Raw genomic sequence first — 13,235 nt, 5'->3', positions numbered from 1 at the left:
GAAAGGAAGGTTAATACGTGTTTGCATCTGTTTTTGGTTCGGTGGAAGCCGGCATTATTTATAGCATTATGGCCTTAGGTGTTTACTTATCATTTCGAATTCTTAACTTTCCTGATATGACAGTGGACGGTAGCTTTGTAACAGGGGCGGCCGTCGCTTCCATTTTAATTACAGGCGGAACAAGTCCTATCCTTGCAACGTTTTCGGCGATATTTGTTGGTTTCTTCGTAGGAATAATCACGGGGTTATTGCATACAAAAGGGAAGATTAATCCTCTCTTATCGGGAATTTTAATGATGATTGCCTTATATTCTATTAATCTAAGAATTCTTGGTAAGCCAAATGTTTCCTTATTATCAGAGGATACAATTTTTACTCAGCTTGGTACATGGTGGGCAAGTCTTGGGATTGACGACTGGATCGCATCACTCTTCACAAGCATTGGATTAGAAGGCTATGTTCCGCATACATGGTCTATCGTATTACCGATGATGTTATTTGTTATCGTAGGCAAGATGTTGCTGGATGCATTTTTGAAAACAGAGATAGGCCTTGCCATTCGAGGAACTGGAGATAATGAGCAAATGGTGCGCAGCTTTTCGGTTCATACAGATATGACGAAAATGCTGGGACTTGGAATTGCCAATGCGCTGGTCGCTTTATCAGGAGCTTTTGTTGCACAGTATATTGGATCTGCTGATGTCGGAATGGGGATTGGAATGATTGTCATTGGGCTTGCATCCGTTATTATCGGGGAAGCAGTCTTCGGGTCCAAATCCATAGCGAGAGCTACCCTAGCAGTTATTGGCGGTGCGATTTTATATCGATTGGTTGTAGCCTTTGCCCTTAAAGTGGAGTTTCTTGAAGCGGGAGATATGAAACTAATTACGGCTGTAATTGTTATTATTGCTTTGCTTATTCCAAAATGGATAGACAGTACGAAAAAATCCCGGAAAAGACGCAATCGAATGAAAGTCTTGAATGCTGTAGCAGTTAAACCTAGTATAAATGAGAATGGGGGAGAGCAGCTTGCTGCAACTAAGTCAGATATTAAAAGTGTTTAATGAAGGCTCTCCTGATGAAAAAATGGCATTAAATCAGATTAATCTTGAATTGAAGCAAGGGGATTTTGTGACGGTAATTGGAAGTAATGGAGCGGGTAAATCCACACTTATGAATTTAATTTCAGGGAAAATCCTGCCTGATTCAGGAAAAATCATCCTTAACGGAACCGATTTGACGTATGCGGGGGAACACCGCCGTGCCCGAAAAATAGGAAGGGTCTTTCAGGATCCTCTGGCAGGTACTGCTCCGACGATGACAATCGAAGAAAACCTGGCCATTGCCTATGCAAGAACAAAAAGAGCAGGGCTCAGTTTCGGAGTTACAAATAAGCGCAGACTGTTTTTTAAAGAAAAACTAGAGGAGCTTCATTTAGGTTTGGAGAACCGATTATCTGCGAAGGTCGGCTTGTTATCAGGAGGGGAAAGACAGGCGCTATCCTTATTAATGGCTACTTTTACAGAGCCGGATATACTCCTCCTTGATGAGCATACTGCAGCACTCGATCCATCACGGGCTCAGCTTATAACCGAGCTTACGAAAAAAATCGTAAAAGAACATAAATTGACAACCTTAATGGTAACCCACAATATGCAGCAGGCCCTTGATTTGGGCAATCGATTAATCATGATGGATAGCGGTGAAATTATTTATGAAGCAGATCAAAACTCTAAACAAACGTTAACCATTGATCAGTTATTGAATGAATTCCAAAAACTAAAACGGAATACGCAAATTTCTGATAGGAGCTTGTTGGGATAATAGATGTATAGGAGTAAACAAACAGAAACAGCAAGCATTATGCTTGCTGTTTCCATCTATTTTAGCCAACCTTTCTTGTTGGAACAAATGTTTCTTTGTATGTATCTTCCCACAAATCAATTCGGCTCTGGATATGGATTTCATCGCGCATGCTTTCATGATGCTTTTCGATTTTTTTGGTGATTCTCTCTCTCCAGAAGCTTTTGAAATTTGGTTGAATCGTCATAGAATGCTCTACACATACATGGTTATTGTTTTCGTGGAATACGACTAAAACCTGGCAATCTTTATAGGAATGGCCCATTTTAGAGAAAACTTCATCTAAGTGATTAACTGAAATTATTTTTTGTAAACGTTCTTGTTCGTCTGGATCAGGATGATGCAGAGTGTTTGGACAAATATGTGCTACTTTGCCAACTTCATCAATAACTACTCGTACATATCCTAATGTTTTTTCATTACCTTGCATAAGTATCCCTACTTTCATCTTCATCATAAATCCATTATATGAGGGATGAATGTAATTCTACAATATTCAAAAAATTCCAATACAAAAGATAAGTTCGATAAGACACACTTTTGGTATAACCATTAAAAGAATAAGTAAAATACGTAAATCTCTTACAGAAGCTTGGTAGATAAGAGTAAAAAACCCTTGAATTATTAGGAATAGCTTATTTTATCTTGACGTAAGAGACTAAGAAAGGAGTATGTCATGGAGGTGCAGGTTGCCGAGCGCAGTGTATCGGATTTTAAGGAGGGGATTCAGGCAGGAATCAGTATTGCGATAGGATATTTTCCAATCGCGCTAACATTTGGTCTGCTTGCCAAATCATCGGGACTAACATTTGGGGAAGCCTTAGCTATGAGTATATTGGTATATGCAGGTGCTTCTCAGTACACAGCATTAAATTTGCTGTCACTCGGTACAGGTGTAATTGGTATTATTGTCGCTACATTTATTTTAAATATACGGCATTTATTAATGGCGACATCCATTCAGTTAAAATCTGTGAATGATCCTTTATGGAAAAAGATTATTTATTCATTTGGTATTACAGATGAAACGTTTTCGGTCGCATCCTTTAAAAAGGGGAAAATAACAGCGGGCTATATGTTCGGCCTTGGAGGAATTGCTTATGTAAGCTGGGTTCTCTGTACGGGAGTTGGTTATTTGTTCGGAGCCAGTTTGCCCCATGCCTTACAGGAAAGTATGAGTATTGCCCTCTATGCGATGTTTATTGCTCTGTTAATGCCAGCATTGGCGAAAAGCCGTAAAATCCTCCTCCTTGCTGGTATGGGAGCAATCTTTAACACACTATTATCTGTAATGGGTCTATTATCCACCGGCTGGTCAATTATTGTGGCAACGCTTTTATCAGCCTTTCTGGTTGAATGGATGTATACGTTGATTAGCAAAAGGAGGACAAGTGAATGACGGCGTCTATTTTATACTTATATTAGGGATGGCCCTTGTTACATACATACCAAGAATGCTGCCTTTTGTTTTGTTTAAGGAAATGAAGCTCTCTCCATTTTGGGAAGGTGTTTTACAAAACATCCCCTTTGCAACGCTGGGTGCCTTGATTTTTCCTGGTGTGCTTTTTATCCAGGAAAACATTTGGATAGGGTTAATTGGAGGGATGTCAGCTATCATTCTTTCTTTGCTTGGAGCCAACGTCATGCTTGTAGTGGTGGGATCGATTAGTATTTTAACAGTCTTGTCTATCTTTTTATAATTTTATTCGTATACCTAAAAAGGGGGACTCTCTCCCCTTTTGTTTCCAATTAGTAGTTTGCCAGATTAAGATTTATTCCAGTAGATATAGTCGGTTTTTTTATTGTTAAATTATGGGTTTTTAATTATGATTATCACAATACCGAGTATAAATATCAAATTGTTTTAGGAAGGGAAAATACATGACTTTTTTGCATAGAAAAATAGCTTTAGTAACAGGTGCGAGCGGTGCAAGGGAGATGGGGACGGCCATTTGCAGAAAACTAGCTTCACAGGGAGCTGATATATTTTTTACATACTGGAAAGCAGAACAAGAATGGCCTGAAATCTTTATTAATGAAATACAAACTAACGGAGTCCGTTGCAAAGGCATGGAAATTGACCTGTCAGATGCAAATGCAGCCTCCGAAATAATGAAGCGTATTTCTGAGGAATTAGGTGTACCTTCCATATTGATTAATAATGCAGCCCATTCAACCAGAGATGGGTATCTAAATCTGGACGCTAAAACTTTGGATGACCATTATGCCGTTAATATGAGGACTACTTTTCTGTTATGTACAGAATTTGCTCGGTGTTTTAAGAATGCTGGATATAAATCAGGCAGAATTATTAATATGACATCAGGTCAGGACTTGGGTGCGATGCCTGATGAATTGGCTTATGCAGCCACAAAAGGAGCGGTATCAGCGTTCACTCGGTCATTGTCCGCTGAACTGGCATCATTAGGAATTACAGTCAACGCTGTAAACCCAGGTCCAACTGATTCAACATGGATGACAGATGAGATTCGGGAACATCTTTTACCTAAGTTTCCAATGGGACGTATAGGTGTACCTGAAGATGTAGCCCGTATGATTGGCTTCCTTGCTTCTCAAGAAGGAGAGTGGATAACCGGTCAGATTATACATTCAGAGGGAGGATTTATACGGGGGTGAAAAGAAATAGCTGATTCAGATGGAGATATAGATGAAAATAAATAAAAAGGAATACCATTCAAATAGCTTAATATATACGATTCAATCTGCGAATGATGCAGATGCAGAAGCTTTGTCCTATTTACGCTTAGAAATTGATGGTGAGACAGAAAATATGGATAGAGAAAAAGGGGAAGCATTCATGGATGCTTACTATTTTGAGCAGCTGATTCATTCAGACAACGCTAGCTCAAGAAATCTATTCTTAGTTGCAATAGTCGAGGGAAGATTAGTAGGCTATTCCAGATGTGAAGGGATTAATCTAAAAAGGTTTCATCACAAAGTGGAGTTTGGCGTAGGTGTATTAAAGGATTTTTGGGGATACGGTATTGGGAAAAATCTATTAATAGAATCTATCTCCTGGGCAGATTCATTGGCATTAAGAAAATGACCTTAAATGTATTAGAAACAAACCAGAAAGCAATAGATTTGTATAAAAGATATGGTTTTGAAGTGGAAGGGATTTTGAAAAAGGATAGGTATCTATCTGATGGTAAATTTTATAGTACTGTCGTGATGGGAAGGTTACATAATTGATGGTTCCTGAAGTTAAGAGAAAGAATGATGTACTATTATTAAGTTTTAAAATGAAGAAAGAGGTTCAGTTATATATGCATAAATCTTATGAATTAGTGATACAACCAATCAGAGAAGAAGATTTATATTCTTTATGGGAATTAGCTTATAAAGAAGAATCCCCTGAATGGAAAAAGTGGGATGCCCCCTATTTTGAACATAAATCTATGTCCTATGAAGATTTCTTAAAGAAAAGGGATAAGATGATCAATCAGGACCATTACTGGGGAATAGAAGTAGAAGGAAAAATAATCGGTACTGTCAGTTATTACTGGGAGCATGAGCCGTCAAAGTGGCTTGAAATGGGCATCGGTATATATAATCCTCAATATTGGAATGGGGGGTATGGTACAAAAGCTTTAAAATTATGGATTGACCATTTATTTAAAGCGATGCCTTTAGTTCGTGTAGGGTACACAACCTGGTCTGGTAATCAACGAATGATTAAAGTTGGAGAAAAATTAGGTATGCAAATGGAAGCAAGATTAAGGAAATGCCGTTTCTATAATAACGAGTATTACGATTCAATTAGAATGGGTCTATTGCGAGAGGAATGGGAAACTATTAAATAAAATCAAGAACTGTCAACCAGTTCTTTTTTGTTTTCGATAAAAGCTTGGGTTTCCAGAAGGTATTCTATATCTCCATGTAGAATCAAATAATTAAGAAATTTGTCGAATCAGAGGTGAGTCAATGGGTGGATTTAATAAAATAAGTCCAATTGAAGCCGGGCAACGGTTTATCAAAGAATATTTTCCGAACTGTCAGTGTGCTCTATTGGCAGGCAGCGGGTGAAGCAACTGAAACATCTGACTTGGATATCGTTATTTTCGATAAAAATATTAGTTCATCCTATCGAGAGTCATTAGTTGAATTTGGATGGCCTATTGAAGTATTCGTATATAATTTAACTTCTTATAAACTGTTTTTTGAAAGTGACTGTGCAAGGGCAAGACCTTCACTGCCAAGAATGATTTCTGAAGGGATCATCTTAAAAGATTGCGGAATAATCGATTCAATAAAAAAAGAGGCTAAAGAAATACTGGCTAAGGGTCCAAAAGAATGGACAGCCGAAATAATCAATACGAAGCGTTATTATATTACGGATGCACTCGATGATTTTAAAGGCTGTACGAATCGGGCAGAAGAACTTTTTATAGCCAACACACTTGCTGAATTGCTAAGTGAATTTGTATTAAGGGCAAACCGTCAATGGATTGGCACATCAAAATGGATAGTTCGTTCTCTTAAGCATATGATGAACCATTTGCAAACCAATTTGTAGAAGCATTTGATTGTTTTTATAAGACAGGTGAAAAGGATCAAGTAATGCACTTAGCTGAAAATATATTAGAGCCTTTTGGAGGAGAGTTATTCCATGGCTTTTCTTTAGGAAGAAAATAAAGGGCTGATTTGTGATGAACTTGTTAATTACCTTTTTGGAAAGCTTCATCGATACAGGTAGTATAGCAAGTATAAATAACGGAAAATTCTGATTAGTAGGAGGGGTGGATTCATTCATGATTAAAGAACTTCAAACAAAAAAAGAAATCCTTGAAGCATTTCCAGTGATGAAGCAGCTGCGTACTCATCTTGATGAAGCTACATATCTCAATCTAGTAATGGATGCACAAGAAAACGATAGATACAGAATGTTTGCTTTGGTTGATGCAGGTGAAATAGTTGCTGTAATTGGTTTTAAACCGATGATTACCCTTTATAATGGTCGATTTGTTTGGGTGTGTGACCTGGTTACAGATATAAATAAGCGTTCAAAAGGATATGGTGAACAACTGCTTACCTATGTACATAGATGGGCTAAGGATAATAATTATGAAACAGTAGCTTTATCTTCAGGATTACAGCGTGAAGATGCCCATCGTTTTTATGAAGAGCGGATGAATTATGACAAAGTAAGTTATGTATTTAAGAAATCTTTAAAATAGAGATGTTCTATATAACTAGGCCAGTATTAAGGGGAGGTGGTAGTCATGATAGAACTAAAGTATTTTGAACGCTCTGATTTTAAACAGCTTATCAATTGGATTGATTCGCCTGCATTCTTACTTCAATGGGGTGGCCCTGGGTTTAACTATCCTTTGAATGATTCTCAATTAGAAAAGTACATGGAGAATGCCAATCATGCTAACTCAGAAGCTCTGATTTATAAAGTGGTTGATCAAGAAACAGGCAACGTTATTGGACATATCTCTTTGGGGAGAATTGATAGAAAAAACGAATCTGCAAGAGTTGGAAAAGTACTAATCGGTGATAAAAACACAAGAGGTAAAGGAATAGGTCAGTAAATGATTAAAGAAATACTTAAAATCGCATTTGAAGAACTTCACTTTAGAAAATGAATGGCAGAAGAGATAGTTTATACTTTAGATGAATTAAAAATGGTAATTTGCGGTGTAATCAGTAATGAGATTGTAATTAAATCTATTTGAAAATGACCAACCAGCTGTTCATTCAGAAGTCGAGGAATGAACAGTCAAAAAAGTCATACCTCGTCTTTGCTGAAGCTAATTTTATAATCCTATTTTTGTAGACGGAGGTATTTCAAGATGAAACAAAGTTTACTCGGAGCTGTTTGTTTATCCTTGGCCGCCAGTTTGTGGGGCGGTATGTACGTAGTCAGCAAATATATTTTGGATTTTATTCCGCCATTGACGCTAGTATGGCTAAGGTATGTAGTTGCATTTGTTGTTTTGTACGCTATTTTAAAGATCATTCAAGTCAACAGGAAAACTCGTGAAACGATACAGATGAAAGATTGGCTGCTACTGGGGTGGATTGGGTTTATAGGTTATTTTGTATCAATTGCTTTTCAATTCATTGGTACTAAATTATCTGATGCCCATACGGGATCTTTAATAACTTCAGCTACACCAGCTTTTATGGTTGTCTTTGCAACGCTTATTCTGAAGGAAAAGCTAACGGGCAGAAAAGTTATCTCGGTCATACTCGCAACAATCGGAGTCATCATTGTTATTGGATGGGATACAAAGGCTGGAGATTATTTTTTAGGTAGTATGATATTAGTGGGAGCTGCTATTACCTGGGCTTTATTATCCGTATATGTAAAAATTGCCTCTGCGCGTTTTTCGTCATTAACAATCACGACCTATGCGGTCATGTTTGCACTTGTGTTTACAACGCCTGTAATGATATGGGAAATTCAATCAAATGCTGCTTACTATGATAGTACTTTAGTTATCATGGGGGTTATCTATCTGGGGTTAGTTTCAACTGCGGGAGCGTTTTTCCTCTGGAACAAAGGATTAGAACTGATGGATGCAGGGATTGGCTCATTATTTTTCTTTTTTCAGCCACTGGTAGGTTCTTTATTAGGGTGGCTCATACTAAATGAAAAGTTGGGCATTAATTTCTTTGTTGGTGCCATTTTAATCATTGCTGGTGTTGTCATAGTTACTTTTCAAAAGGAAAAACAGGTGTAAATTCTTTCAAGAGGGAAAAAGTTATCTTGCTTTCTTTTTTACAGCTAAGATGAATAAAAATATTGAGGGGCGAAAGATAAAATGTCATTTGAAATATATAGTATGACACAAGAACAAGCAGAAACAATTGCTTTCACCTGGCATTATGATCGTGAATATTCTTTTTATGATTTGGAAGCGGATAAAGAGGATTTAGAGGAATTTTTAGATGCGGATAAACGAGGTAACTCCTTGTTCGCTGTATCGAGGGATGAAGAATTAATAGCTTTCTTGAGTATTCACAGAGTTGACAATAACACGGTTGATATCGGTTTAGGGATGAGGCCGGATTTAACTGGAAAAGGGAGGGGACTAGAATTTTTAAAGGCAGGGATAGAGTTTATTAAATCTGAAGTGAACCCTGAAAAAATCACCTTGTCAGTGGCTACATTTAATCAAAGAGCAATTAATGTATATAGAAAAGCTGGATTTAAAGATGCTGATGTTTTTATGCAAGATACAAATGGTAGCACTTTCGAGTTTTTAAAGATGGAATACAGATGTTGAATTTTATTGTTTGTTATTGATAAACAAGTATCATAAAGAGTTTTCAAATAAAGTATGGTCGATGGGAGGGACTTTTTATTATAAAACGTATCATTGAACATTTTGGATTGCAGGTAATATCAATGAATGAAGTTGAAGATTCCTTTAGTTCAAACGTCTATAAATGTGAGTTGCTTGGGGGAGCGACGGTTTTTATTAAAATCCCTTATACAAAGTTAAAGTTTCAGCGGGAATTGGAAGCTTATGAGATTTTAAAAGGGAGAATTGCGATTCCTGAGATGCTAAATTGTTGGTTTGGAGATGAGGAGTGCCCCGGTGCTTTTTTACTTTCCGAATTAAAAGGACAACCGTTAACACCTGAGGCTTCACCCAAAGCAGTATATCATGTTGGAATTATCCATGCTTCAATGCATTCTATTCAGCTGCCTACCACAAAAGAATTGACTGCTATTCAAAATGAATTTCCGAATTGGTCCGATTTCCTTGAAGCAAAATTCTATAATTTTGCTGTGGATGTAAGAGATGTATTGGATGAACATTTATATGAACAGTCTATAGAAAAATTTGAAATCATGAAAAAGCAACTCCCTGTCCCAGACGGACCAAGCTTAGTACATATGGATTTTCGGCCGGCCAATATTATAATGGATGACAATCAAGTCTCAGGAATCATCGATTTTGAATCCGTGCGATTTGGTTCAACAGAAATTGATTTCACTAAAATTTATCGTGATATTTTAAGCTGCAATCATACCCTCTACCAAGCATATAAAGAGGGCTATAAAAGTATCCGGCCTTTAGTTGATTTAGATATTGTATTGCCCTTTTATCGATTTACAGATGCCTTCAATAGCATTGGATGGTGTAAGAAACGTGGAATAGAAAAAAATGCTGCATTTCTTGAAGAAAATTTAGCGATTTTGAAAAAACTTTTATCATCAAAATAGAAGTTGTAGGTAAGTAATAAAAAGCTGCCCTATGGACAGCTTTACTTTTACCGAAGTACATCTCCCTCATTAAAAGGATACGTAGAGCCAGTTGAGGTATGTCCATTAATCCATTCCTGCGAGATTTTTGATACATTAGCCCAATTAGGGATCTTTGCATTATGTTCTGCGATCCAGCTTAAGCAATATTGCGGATCGATATTTTCTTCATAGCATTGTGTTAAAAAAGTTTGGATATTAGTTTCTGTACAATTTTCAAAGGAGCCACAGGTATGAGATAAAATTTGCTCCATTTTTATTTGAATAGAATCTTTACTAGAGTTAGTCATCCAATTGCTCCTTCCATTTAGAAAATATAATCTGATTGTTCGTCTTGTGACTTGATATTTGAACCATGGCGGTCATTTACAGTAGGTATATGCTTTAAAGGAGTATCACCGTTTTTTGATGTCGTTTCCTGATTTCGTACCCGGAATTTAGATTGATCTTGATTATTCTTCATTTACTCTCACCTCCATTGTCTAACATTTGAAGAAATACAGAAAAATATTCAATTTCAAGCGCAAAATGTTAAGATACCTCACCAGAAAATGAGAATGCTACACCTAATTTGAAAATAAATATTAGATAGTAAAAGCACATTAGTAGATAAAGGCTATAAAATAAGCGGATTAAAATAATAATGCGTTAGTAAAGGGACTGATTAAATGGATGTGAAATTAAAGGAACAATTAAAGGAATTAGAGGAAAGCCATATTGGATTTGAAGTTCGTAAAAGTCGGGACAAGCTGGATAAAATACTGGCAGACGATTTCTTTGAGATTGGTAGTTCAGGGTTTATGTTTGATAAAAAAGCCTGCCTGGAAGATGGAGTGGTTTTAACTGAGATGTCACTCTATAACTATACTATTTATCCGTTAGCGCCAGATGTTGTTTTATCTACTTATTTCATTGTTGATAGCACTCGTAATCGTAACACCTATCGAAGTTCAATATGGAAATTGATTGGTGGCAGATGGCAATTATATTTTCATCAAGGCACTATCTCACCTTTACAATTAAGTGAGGTTATTAAAGACGTTTAGCATTGAACAGTTGGAAAATGAATTATCCATTACTTCCTCTGAATTGTATTTCATATATCAATAAAGAACTCAAGGCTATACACAGGTAAATATCAATGATTCTCTCTTATGTACTATGATTATATTTCTGACAGTCTTAAAGATAAACCACCTGTTTGAACAGGTGATTTATTCTATGCGTATCGAAAAAATGAGTGAAACTAACCTATCGCTTGAGACTATTTAGCCAGCGGAGGGTTTCCTGCACCATTTGATCTTGCTGTTCCACTGCGGAAATAGTTGCATCACCATCTCCATTTTGAGCTCCATACATACCAAATTGAGCGTGGTTTCCTCCCTTAATTTCATAAAGGGTTGTTTTAGAGGAAAGTAAATGTTTCGTATCCTTTATTTTTTCTGTTGTTGTTAATTTATCATACTCAGCGTAAAGGGAAAGTGTAGGCAGGTCAGTTTCTGAGAAATCACTGGAATCACTTGGATAGGAAGCCAGTAAGATTAACCGGCTGACAATTTCAAGATTATCATAAGCATAGGAAGCTGCAGCTACGCCGCCAAGCGAGTGTCCGCCGATATACCAGTCTGTTATATCGCCGAATTCTTCGATGATCTGCTCTGCTTGATTAACATCGAATAAAGCAAAGTTCAAATTAACTTTAGGGATGATTACGAAATACCCATTGTCTGCTAAACCTTGAGCATAGTAGCTGTATGCTTCAGGTTCTACTTTTGCTCCGGGATATAAAATGATACCGCTTTTTGGCTGATCATTCGGCTCAAATACAAGCCAATTATTTTCATCCTGAATATCATTTACATCCACATAAGAGCTGATTACTTCTGTTGCTTCATAGGTTTGCTGGGACCAAATATAAAAGGCTGCAAACCCAAGAATACCAATACTCAAAAGTGTACATAAACTAATAGTAATAAACTTTTTCATATAAATTCTCTCATCTCTTTCAAAAAAATCATTAGTATTTTACCATATGAAAATGATTTTTTAGTAGGAAGAATCTGGAATGTTCTTTGTTGGATATAATTGAAGCGGAGAATGGGTGACTCTTCCTGAGAACAGCGAGCATGGAAAGACCTGACAGGAAGGAAGCTCACCGCTCGCCCGCGTAAAAGAAACATGTTGGGAAGGCATCAAATATCAACACTATTCTTTAAAGAGCCAATGAATAAAGCATCAGAAATAGCTATTGGAAAAAAGAAGAAGCTTATAAGACCAGGAGGCTGGGAAAAGAATGAATATAAAAATAAGGCTTTGTATAAATTGAGTTCATCCTTTCTATATAGGGGACGAAGAACAATTTAACCTTTAGCAGCCCTTTCTTGACTAAATATATGAAATGGAGTGTAAAGTTATGGGTAAATTTATTGTCGATACTGAATTTTGGGATGTTTTCCCGGATGCTCAAATTAATATGTTAATTGTCAGAAATATCAATAATCAAGGTTCGGAAGAAAAACATAATTATTTCTCTGAAATTCTTAATAGCGCGGCTAAGGAAGCTACTCAGTTTCTGACAGAAGATACATTTAGCCGAAATCAAGTTATTGATGAATGGCGTAAAGCATTTGGCAAATTTAAAACGAAAAAGGGTACTCGTTCATCGATTGAAGCATTGCTAAAGAGAGCCAATCAAGGTAGAGAGTTTACACCAATTAATCCTTTGGTGGACATCTATAATAGTGTTTCTCTAAAATATGCTGTTCCTTGTGGCGGAGAAGATTTAAATTGTATCGCTGGGGACTTATATCTTGGGAAAGCAAAAGGAGGAGAACCATTCTTGCCACTCGGTGCTGATCAGGATTCCCCTGCTTTACCGGAGGAAATCATCTATTATGATCAGGACGGAGCTATTTGCAGATGCTTAAACTGGCGAGAAGCTCAAAGAACGATGCTAACTGATGACACAACGGATGCTGTCCTATTCATTGAATCCATTAACAAAGAACAAGCTGAGCGTGCTAATCAAGCCATGAATGAATTGAAGCAATTGATTGATTCCTATTTCAACACTACTAGTACCAGTGTGATGTTGACGGCAAAAGATTCAGTTTTTGAATTTTAATAT

Annotated in this window: 16 protein-coding genes and 3 pseudogenes; 15 read left to right on the top strand and 4 right to left on the bottom strand. The window is 36.9% G+C overall.

The features are described 5' to 3' along the window. The first annotated feature begins 17 nt into the window (after positions 1-17). Together AC4D4B_RS02940 and AC4D4B_RS02935 are read left to right on the top strand one after the other, a co-directional pair. Complete coding sequence (locus AC4D4B_RS02940) at positions 18-1,064, top strand: ABC transporter permease (protein ID WP_490999137.1); 1,047 nt, start codon at positions 18-20, stop codon at positions 1,062-1,064. Further along, positions 1,030-1,824, top strand: coding sequence for an ABC transporter ATP-binding protein (locus AC4D4B_RS02935; protein WP_066101815.1), 795 nt, complete (start codon positions 1,030-1,032; stop codon positions 1,822-1,824). The genes AC4D4B_RS02940 and AC4D4B_RS02935 overlap by 35 nt, the downstream gene beginning before the upstream one ends. Positions 1,825-1,885: 61 nt before the next feature. Here AC4D4B_RS02935 and AC4D4B_RS02930 read toward each other — a convergent pair whose 3' ends face one another. Then, the gene (locus AC4D4B_RS02930) at positions 1,886-2,293 is read right to left on the bottom strand and encodes a hypothetical protein (RefSeq protein ID WP_066101814.1); all 408 of its coding nucleotides are present in this window, start codon (positions 2,291-2,293) and stop codon (positions 1,886-1,888) included. A 246-nt stretch (positions 2,294-2,539) separates the two neighbouring features. Between AC4D4B_RS02930 and AC4D4B_RS02925 the strand changes: the two genes are divergently transcribed. The 11 genes and pseudogenes from AC4D4B_RS02925 (at position 2,540) to AC4D4B_RS02875 (ending at position 10,069) form a co-directional block, all read left to right on the top strand. Continuing rightward, positions 2,540-3,262 carry an AzlC family ABC transporter permease gene (locus AC4D4B_RS02925; protein ID WP_490999136.1) on the top strand — a complete coding sequence of 241 codons (723 nt, stop codon included), beginning with the start codon at positions 2,540-2,542 and terminating at the stop codon, positions 3,260-3,262. Then, positions 3,255-3,563 (top strand): AzlD domain-containing protein, encoded by a 309-nt coding sequence (locus AC4D4B_RS02920; protein ID WP_490999135.1) that lies wholly within the window; start codon positions 3,255-3,257, stop codon positions 3,561-3,563. The genes AC4D4B_RS02925 and AC4D4B_RS02920 overlap by 8 nt, the downstream gene beginning before the upstream one ends. A 181-nt stretch (positions 3,564-3,744) precedes the next feature. Then, a complete protein-coding gene (locus AC4D4B_RS02915) occupies positions 3,745-4,500 on the top strand; it encodes an SDR family oxidoreductase (protein ID WP_490995543.1) in 756 nt (251 codons plus the stop codon). 31 nt (positions 4,501-4,531) lie between these two features. After that, positions 4,532-5,076, top strand: a pseudogene (locus tag AC4D4B_RS02910) (GNAT family N-acetyltransferase). Between the two features lie 74 nt (positions 5,077-5,150). Beyond that, positions 5,151-5,687 (top strand): GNAT family N-acetyltransferase, encoded by a 537-nt coding sequence (locus AC4D4B_RS02905; protein ID WP_490999223.1) that lies wholly within the window; start codon positions 5,151-5,153, stop codon positions 5,685-5,687. Positions 5,688-5,808: 121 nt separating this feature from the next. Next, a pseudogene (locus AC4D4B_RS02900) lies at positions 5,809-6,519 on the top strand (nucleotidyltransferase domain-containing protein). Positions 6,520-6,635: 116 nt separating this feature from the next. Further along, positions 6,636-7,061: a GNAT family N-acetyltransferase gene (locus AC4D4B_RS02895; protein ID WP_490999134.1), complete on the top strand. Its 426-nt coding sequence runs from the start codon at positions 6,636-6,638 to the stop codon at positions 7,059-7,061. 45 nt (positions 7,062-7,106) lie between these two features. After that, a pseudogene (locus tag AC4D4B_RS02890) lies at positions 7,107-7,418 on the top strand (GNAT family N-acetyltransferase); the annotation flags it as partial. A gap of 264 nt (positions 7,419-7,682) precedes the next feature. Then, the gene (locus AC4D4B_RS02885; protein WP_490999133.1) at positions 7,683-8,576 is read left to right on the top strand and encodes a DMT family transporter; all 894 of its coding nucleotides are present in this window, start codon (positions 7,683-7,685) and stop codon (positions 8,574-8,576) included. An 81-nt stretch (positions 8,577-8,657) separates the two neighbouring features. Further along, a complete protein-coding gene (locus AC4D4B_RS02880; RefSeq protein WP_490999132.1) occupies positions 8,658-9,122 on the top strand; it encodes a GNAT family N-acetyltransferase in 465 nt (154 codons plus the stop codon). 122 nt (positions 9,123-9,244) lie between these two features. Next, positions 9,245-10,069, top strand: a complete 825-nt coding sequence (locus tag AC4D4B_RS02875; protein ID WP_490999131.1) for an aminoglycoside phosphotransferase family protein — start codon at positions 9,245-9,247, stop codon at positions 10,067-10,069. Between the two features lie 47 nt (positions 10,070-10,116). Here the strand turns inward: AC4D4B_RS02875 and AC4D4B_RS02870 are convergent, their stop codons facing one another. Next, positions 10,117-10,398: a hypothetical protein gene (locus AC4D4B_RS02870; RefSeq protein ID WP_490999130.1), complete on the bottom strand. Its 282-nt coding sequence runs from the start codon at positions 10,396-10,398 to the stop codon at positions 10,117-10,119. Between the two features lie 17 nt (positions 10,399-10,415). Continuing rightward, a complete protein-coding gene (locus AC4D4B_RS02865) occupies positions 10,416-10,571 on the bottom strand; it encodes a hypothetical protein (RefSeq protein ID WP_175354227.1) in 156 nt (51 codons plus the stop codon). 205 nt (positions 10,572-10,776) lie between these two features. Here AC4D4B_RS02865 and AC4D4B_RS02860 point away from each other — a divergent pair, with 205 nt between their 5' ends. After that, on the top strand, positions 10,777-11,154 hold the full coding sequence (locus tag AC4D4B_RS02860; RefSeq protein WP_490999129.1) for a nuclear transport factor 2 family protein: 378 nt from the start codon (positions 10,777-10,779) through the stop codon (positions 11,152-11,154). A 205-nt stretch (positions 11,155-11,359) separates the two neighbouring features. Here AC4D4B_RS02860 and AC4D4B_RS02855 read toward each other — a convergent pair whose 3' ends face one another. Beyond that, positions 11,360-12,094: an alpha/beta hydrolase gene (locus AC4D4B_RS02855; protein ID WP_490999128.1), complete on the bottom strand. Its 735-nt coding sequence runs from the start codon at positions 12,092-12,094 to the stop codon at positions 11,360-11,362. A 427-nt stretch (positions 12,095-12,521) separates the two neighbouring features. On the opposite strand from AC4D4B_RS02855, the gene AC4D4B_RS02850 reads away from it, so the two are divergent. Next, complete coding sequence (locus tag AC4D4B_RS02850) at positions 12,522-13,232, top strand: B3/B4 domain-containing protein (RefSeq protein WP_490999127.1); 711 nt, start codon at positions 12,522-12,524, stop codon at positions 13,230-13,232. Positions 13,233-13,235: the final 3 nt, after the last annotated feature.

Source organism: Pradoshia sp. Z6_59 (assembly GCF_058267515.1).
The sequence above is the reverse complement of the archived record's forward strand: the minus strand, read 5'-3'. Positions and strand labels throughout refer to the sequence as shown.

Bases quoted from the DNA above. Each gene is read 5' to 3' on its own strand.
- AC4D4B_RS02930 (WP_066101814.1), bottom strand. From the start codon at position 2,293: ATGCAAGGTAATGAAAAAACATTAGGATATGTACGAGTAGTTATTGAT.
- AC4D4B_RS02925 (WP_490999136.1), top strand. From the start codon at position 2,540: ATGGAGGTGCAGGTTGCCGAGCGCAGTGTATCGGATTTTAAGGAGGGG.
- AC4D4B_RS02915 (WP_490995543.1), top strand. From the start codon at position 3,745: ATGACTTTTTTGCATAGAAAAATAGCTTTAGTAACAGGTGCGAGCGGT.
- AC4D4B_RS02905 (WP_490999223.1), top strand. From the start codon at position 5,151: ATGCATAAATCTTATGAATTAGTGATACAACCAATCAGAGAAGAAGAT.
- AC4D4B_RS02895 (WP_490999134.1), top strand. From the start codon at position 6,636: ATGATTAAAGAACTTCAAACAAAAAAAGAAATCCTTGAAGCATTTCCA.
- AC4D4B_RS02885 (WP_490999133.1), top strand. From the start codon at position 7,683: ATGAAACAAAGTTTACTCGGAGCTGTTTGTTTATCCTTGGCCGCCAGT.
- AC4D4B_RS02880 (WP_490999132.1), top strand. From the start codon at position 8,658: ATGTCATTTGAAATATATAGTATGACACAAGAACAAGCAGAAACAATT.
- AC4D4B_RS02875 (WP_490999131.1), top strand. From the start codon at position 9,245: ATGAATGAAGTTGAAGATTCCTTTAGTTCAAACGTCTATAAATGTGAG.
- AC4D4B_RS02870 (WP_490999130.1), bottom strand. From the start codon at position 10,398: ATGACTAACTCTAGTAAAGATTCTATTCAAATAAAAATGGAGCAAATT.
- AC4D4B_RS02865 (WP_175354227.1), bottom strand. From the start codon at position 10,571: ATGAAGAATAATCAAGATCAATCTAAATTCCGGGTACGAAATCAGGAA.
- AC4D4B_RS02860 (WP_490999129.1), top strand. From the start codon at position 10,777: ATGGATGTGAAATTAAAGGAACAATTAAAGGAATTAGAGGAAAGCCAT.
- AC4D4B_RS02855 (WP_490999128.1), bottom strand. From the start codon at position 12,094: ATGAAAAAGTTTATTACTATTAGTTTATGTACACTTTTGAGTATTGGT.
- AC4D4B_RS02850 (WP_490999127.1), top strand. From the start codon at position 12,522: ATGGGTAAATTTATTGTCGATACTGAATTTTGGGATGTTTTCCCGGAT.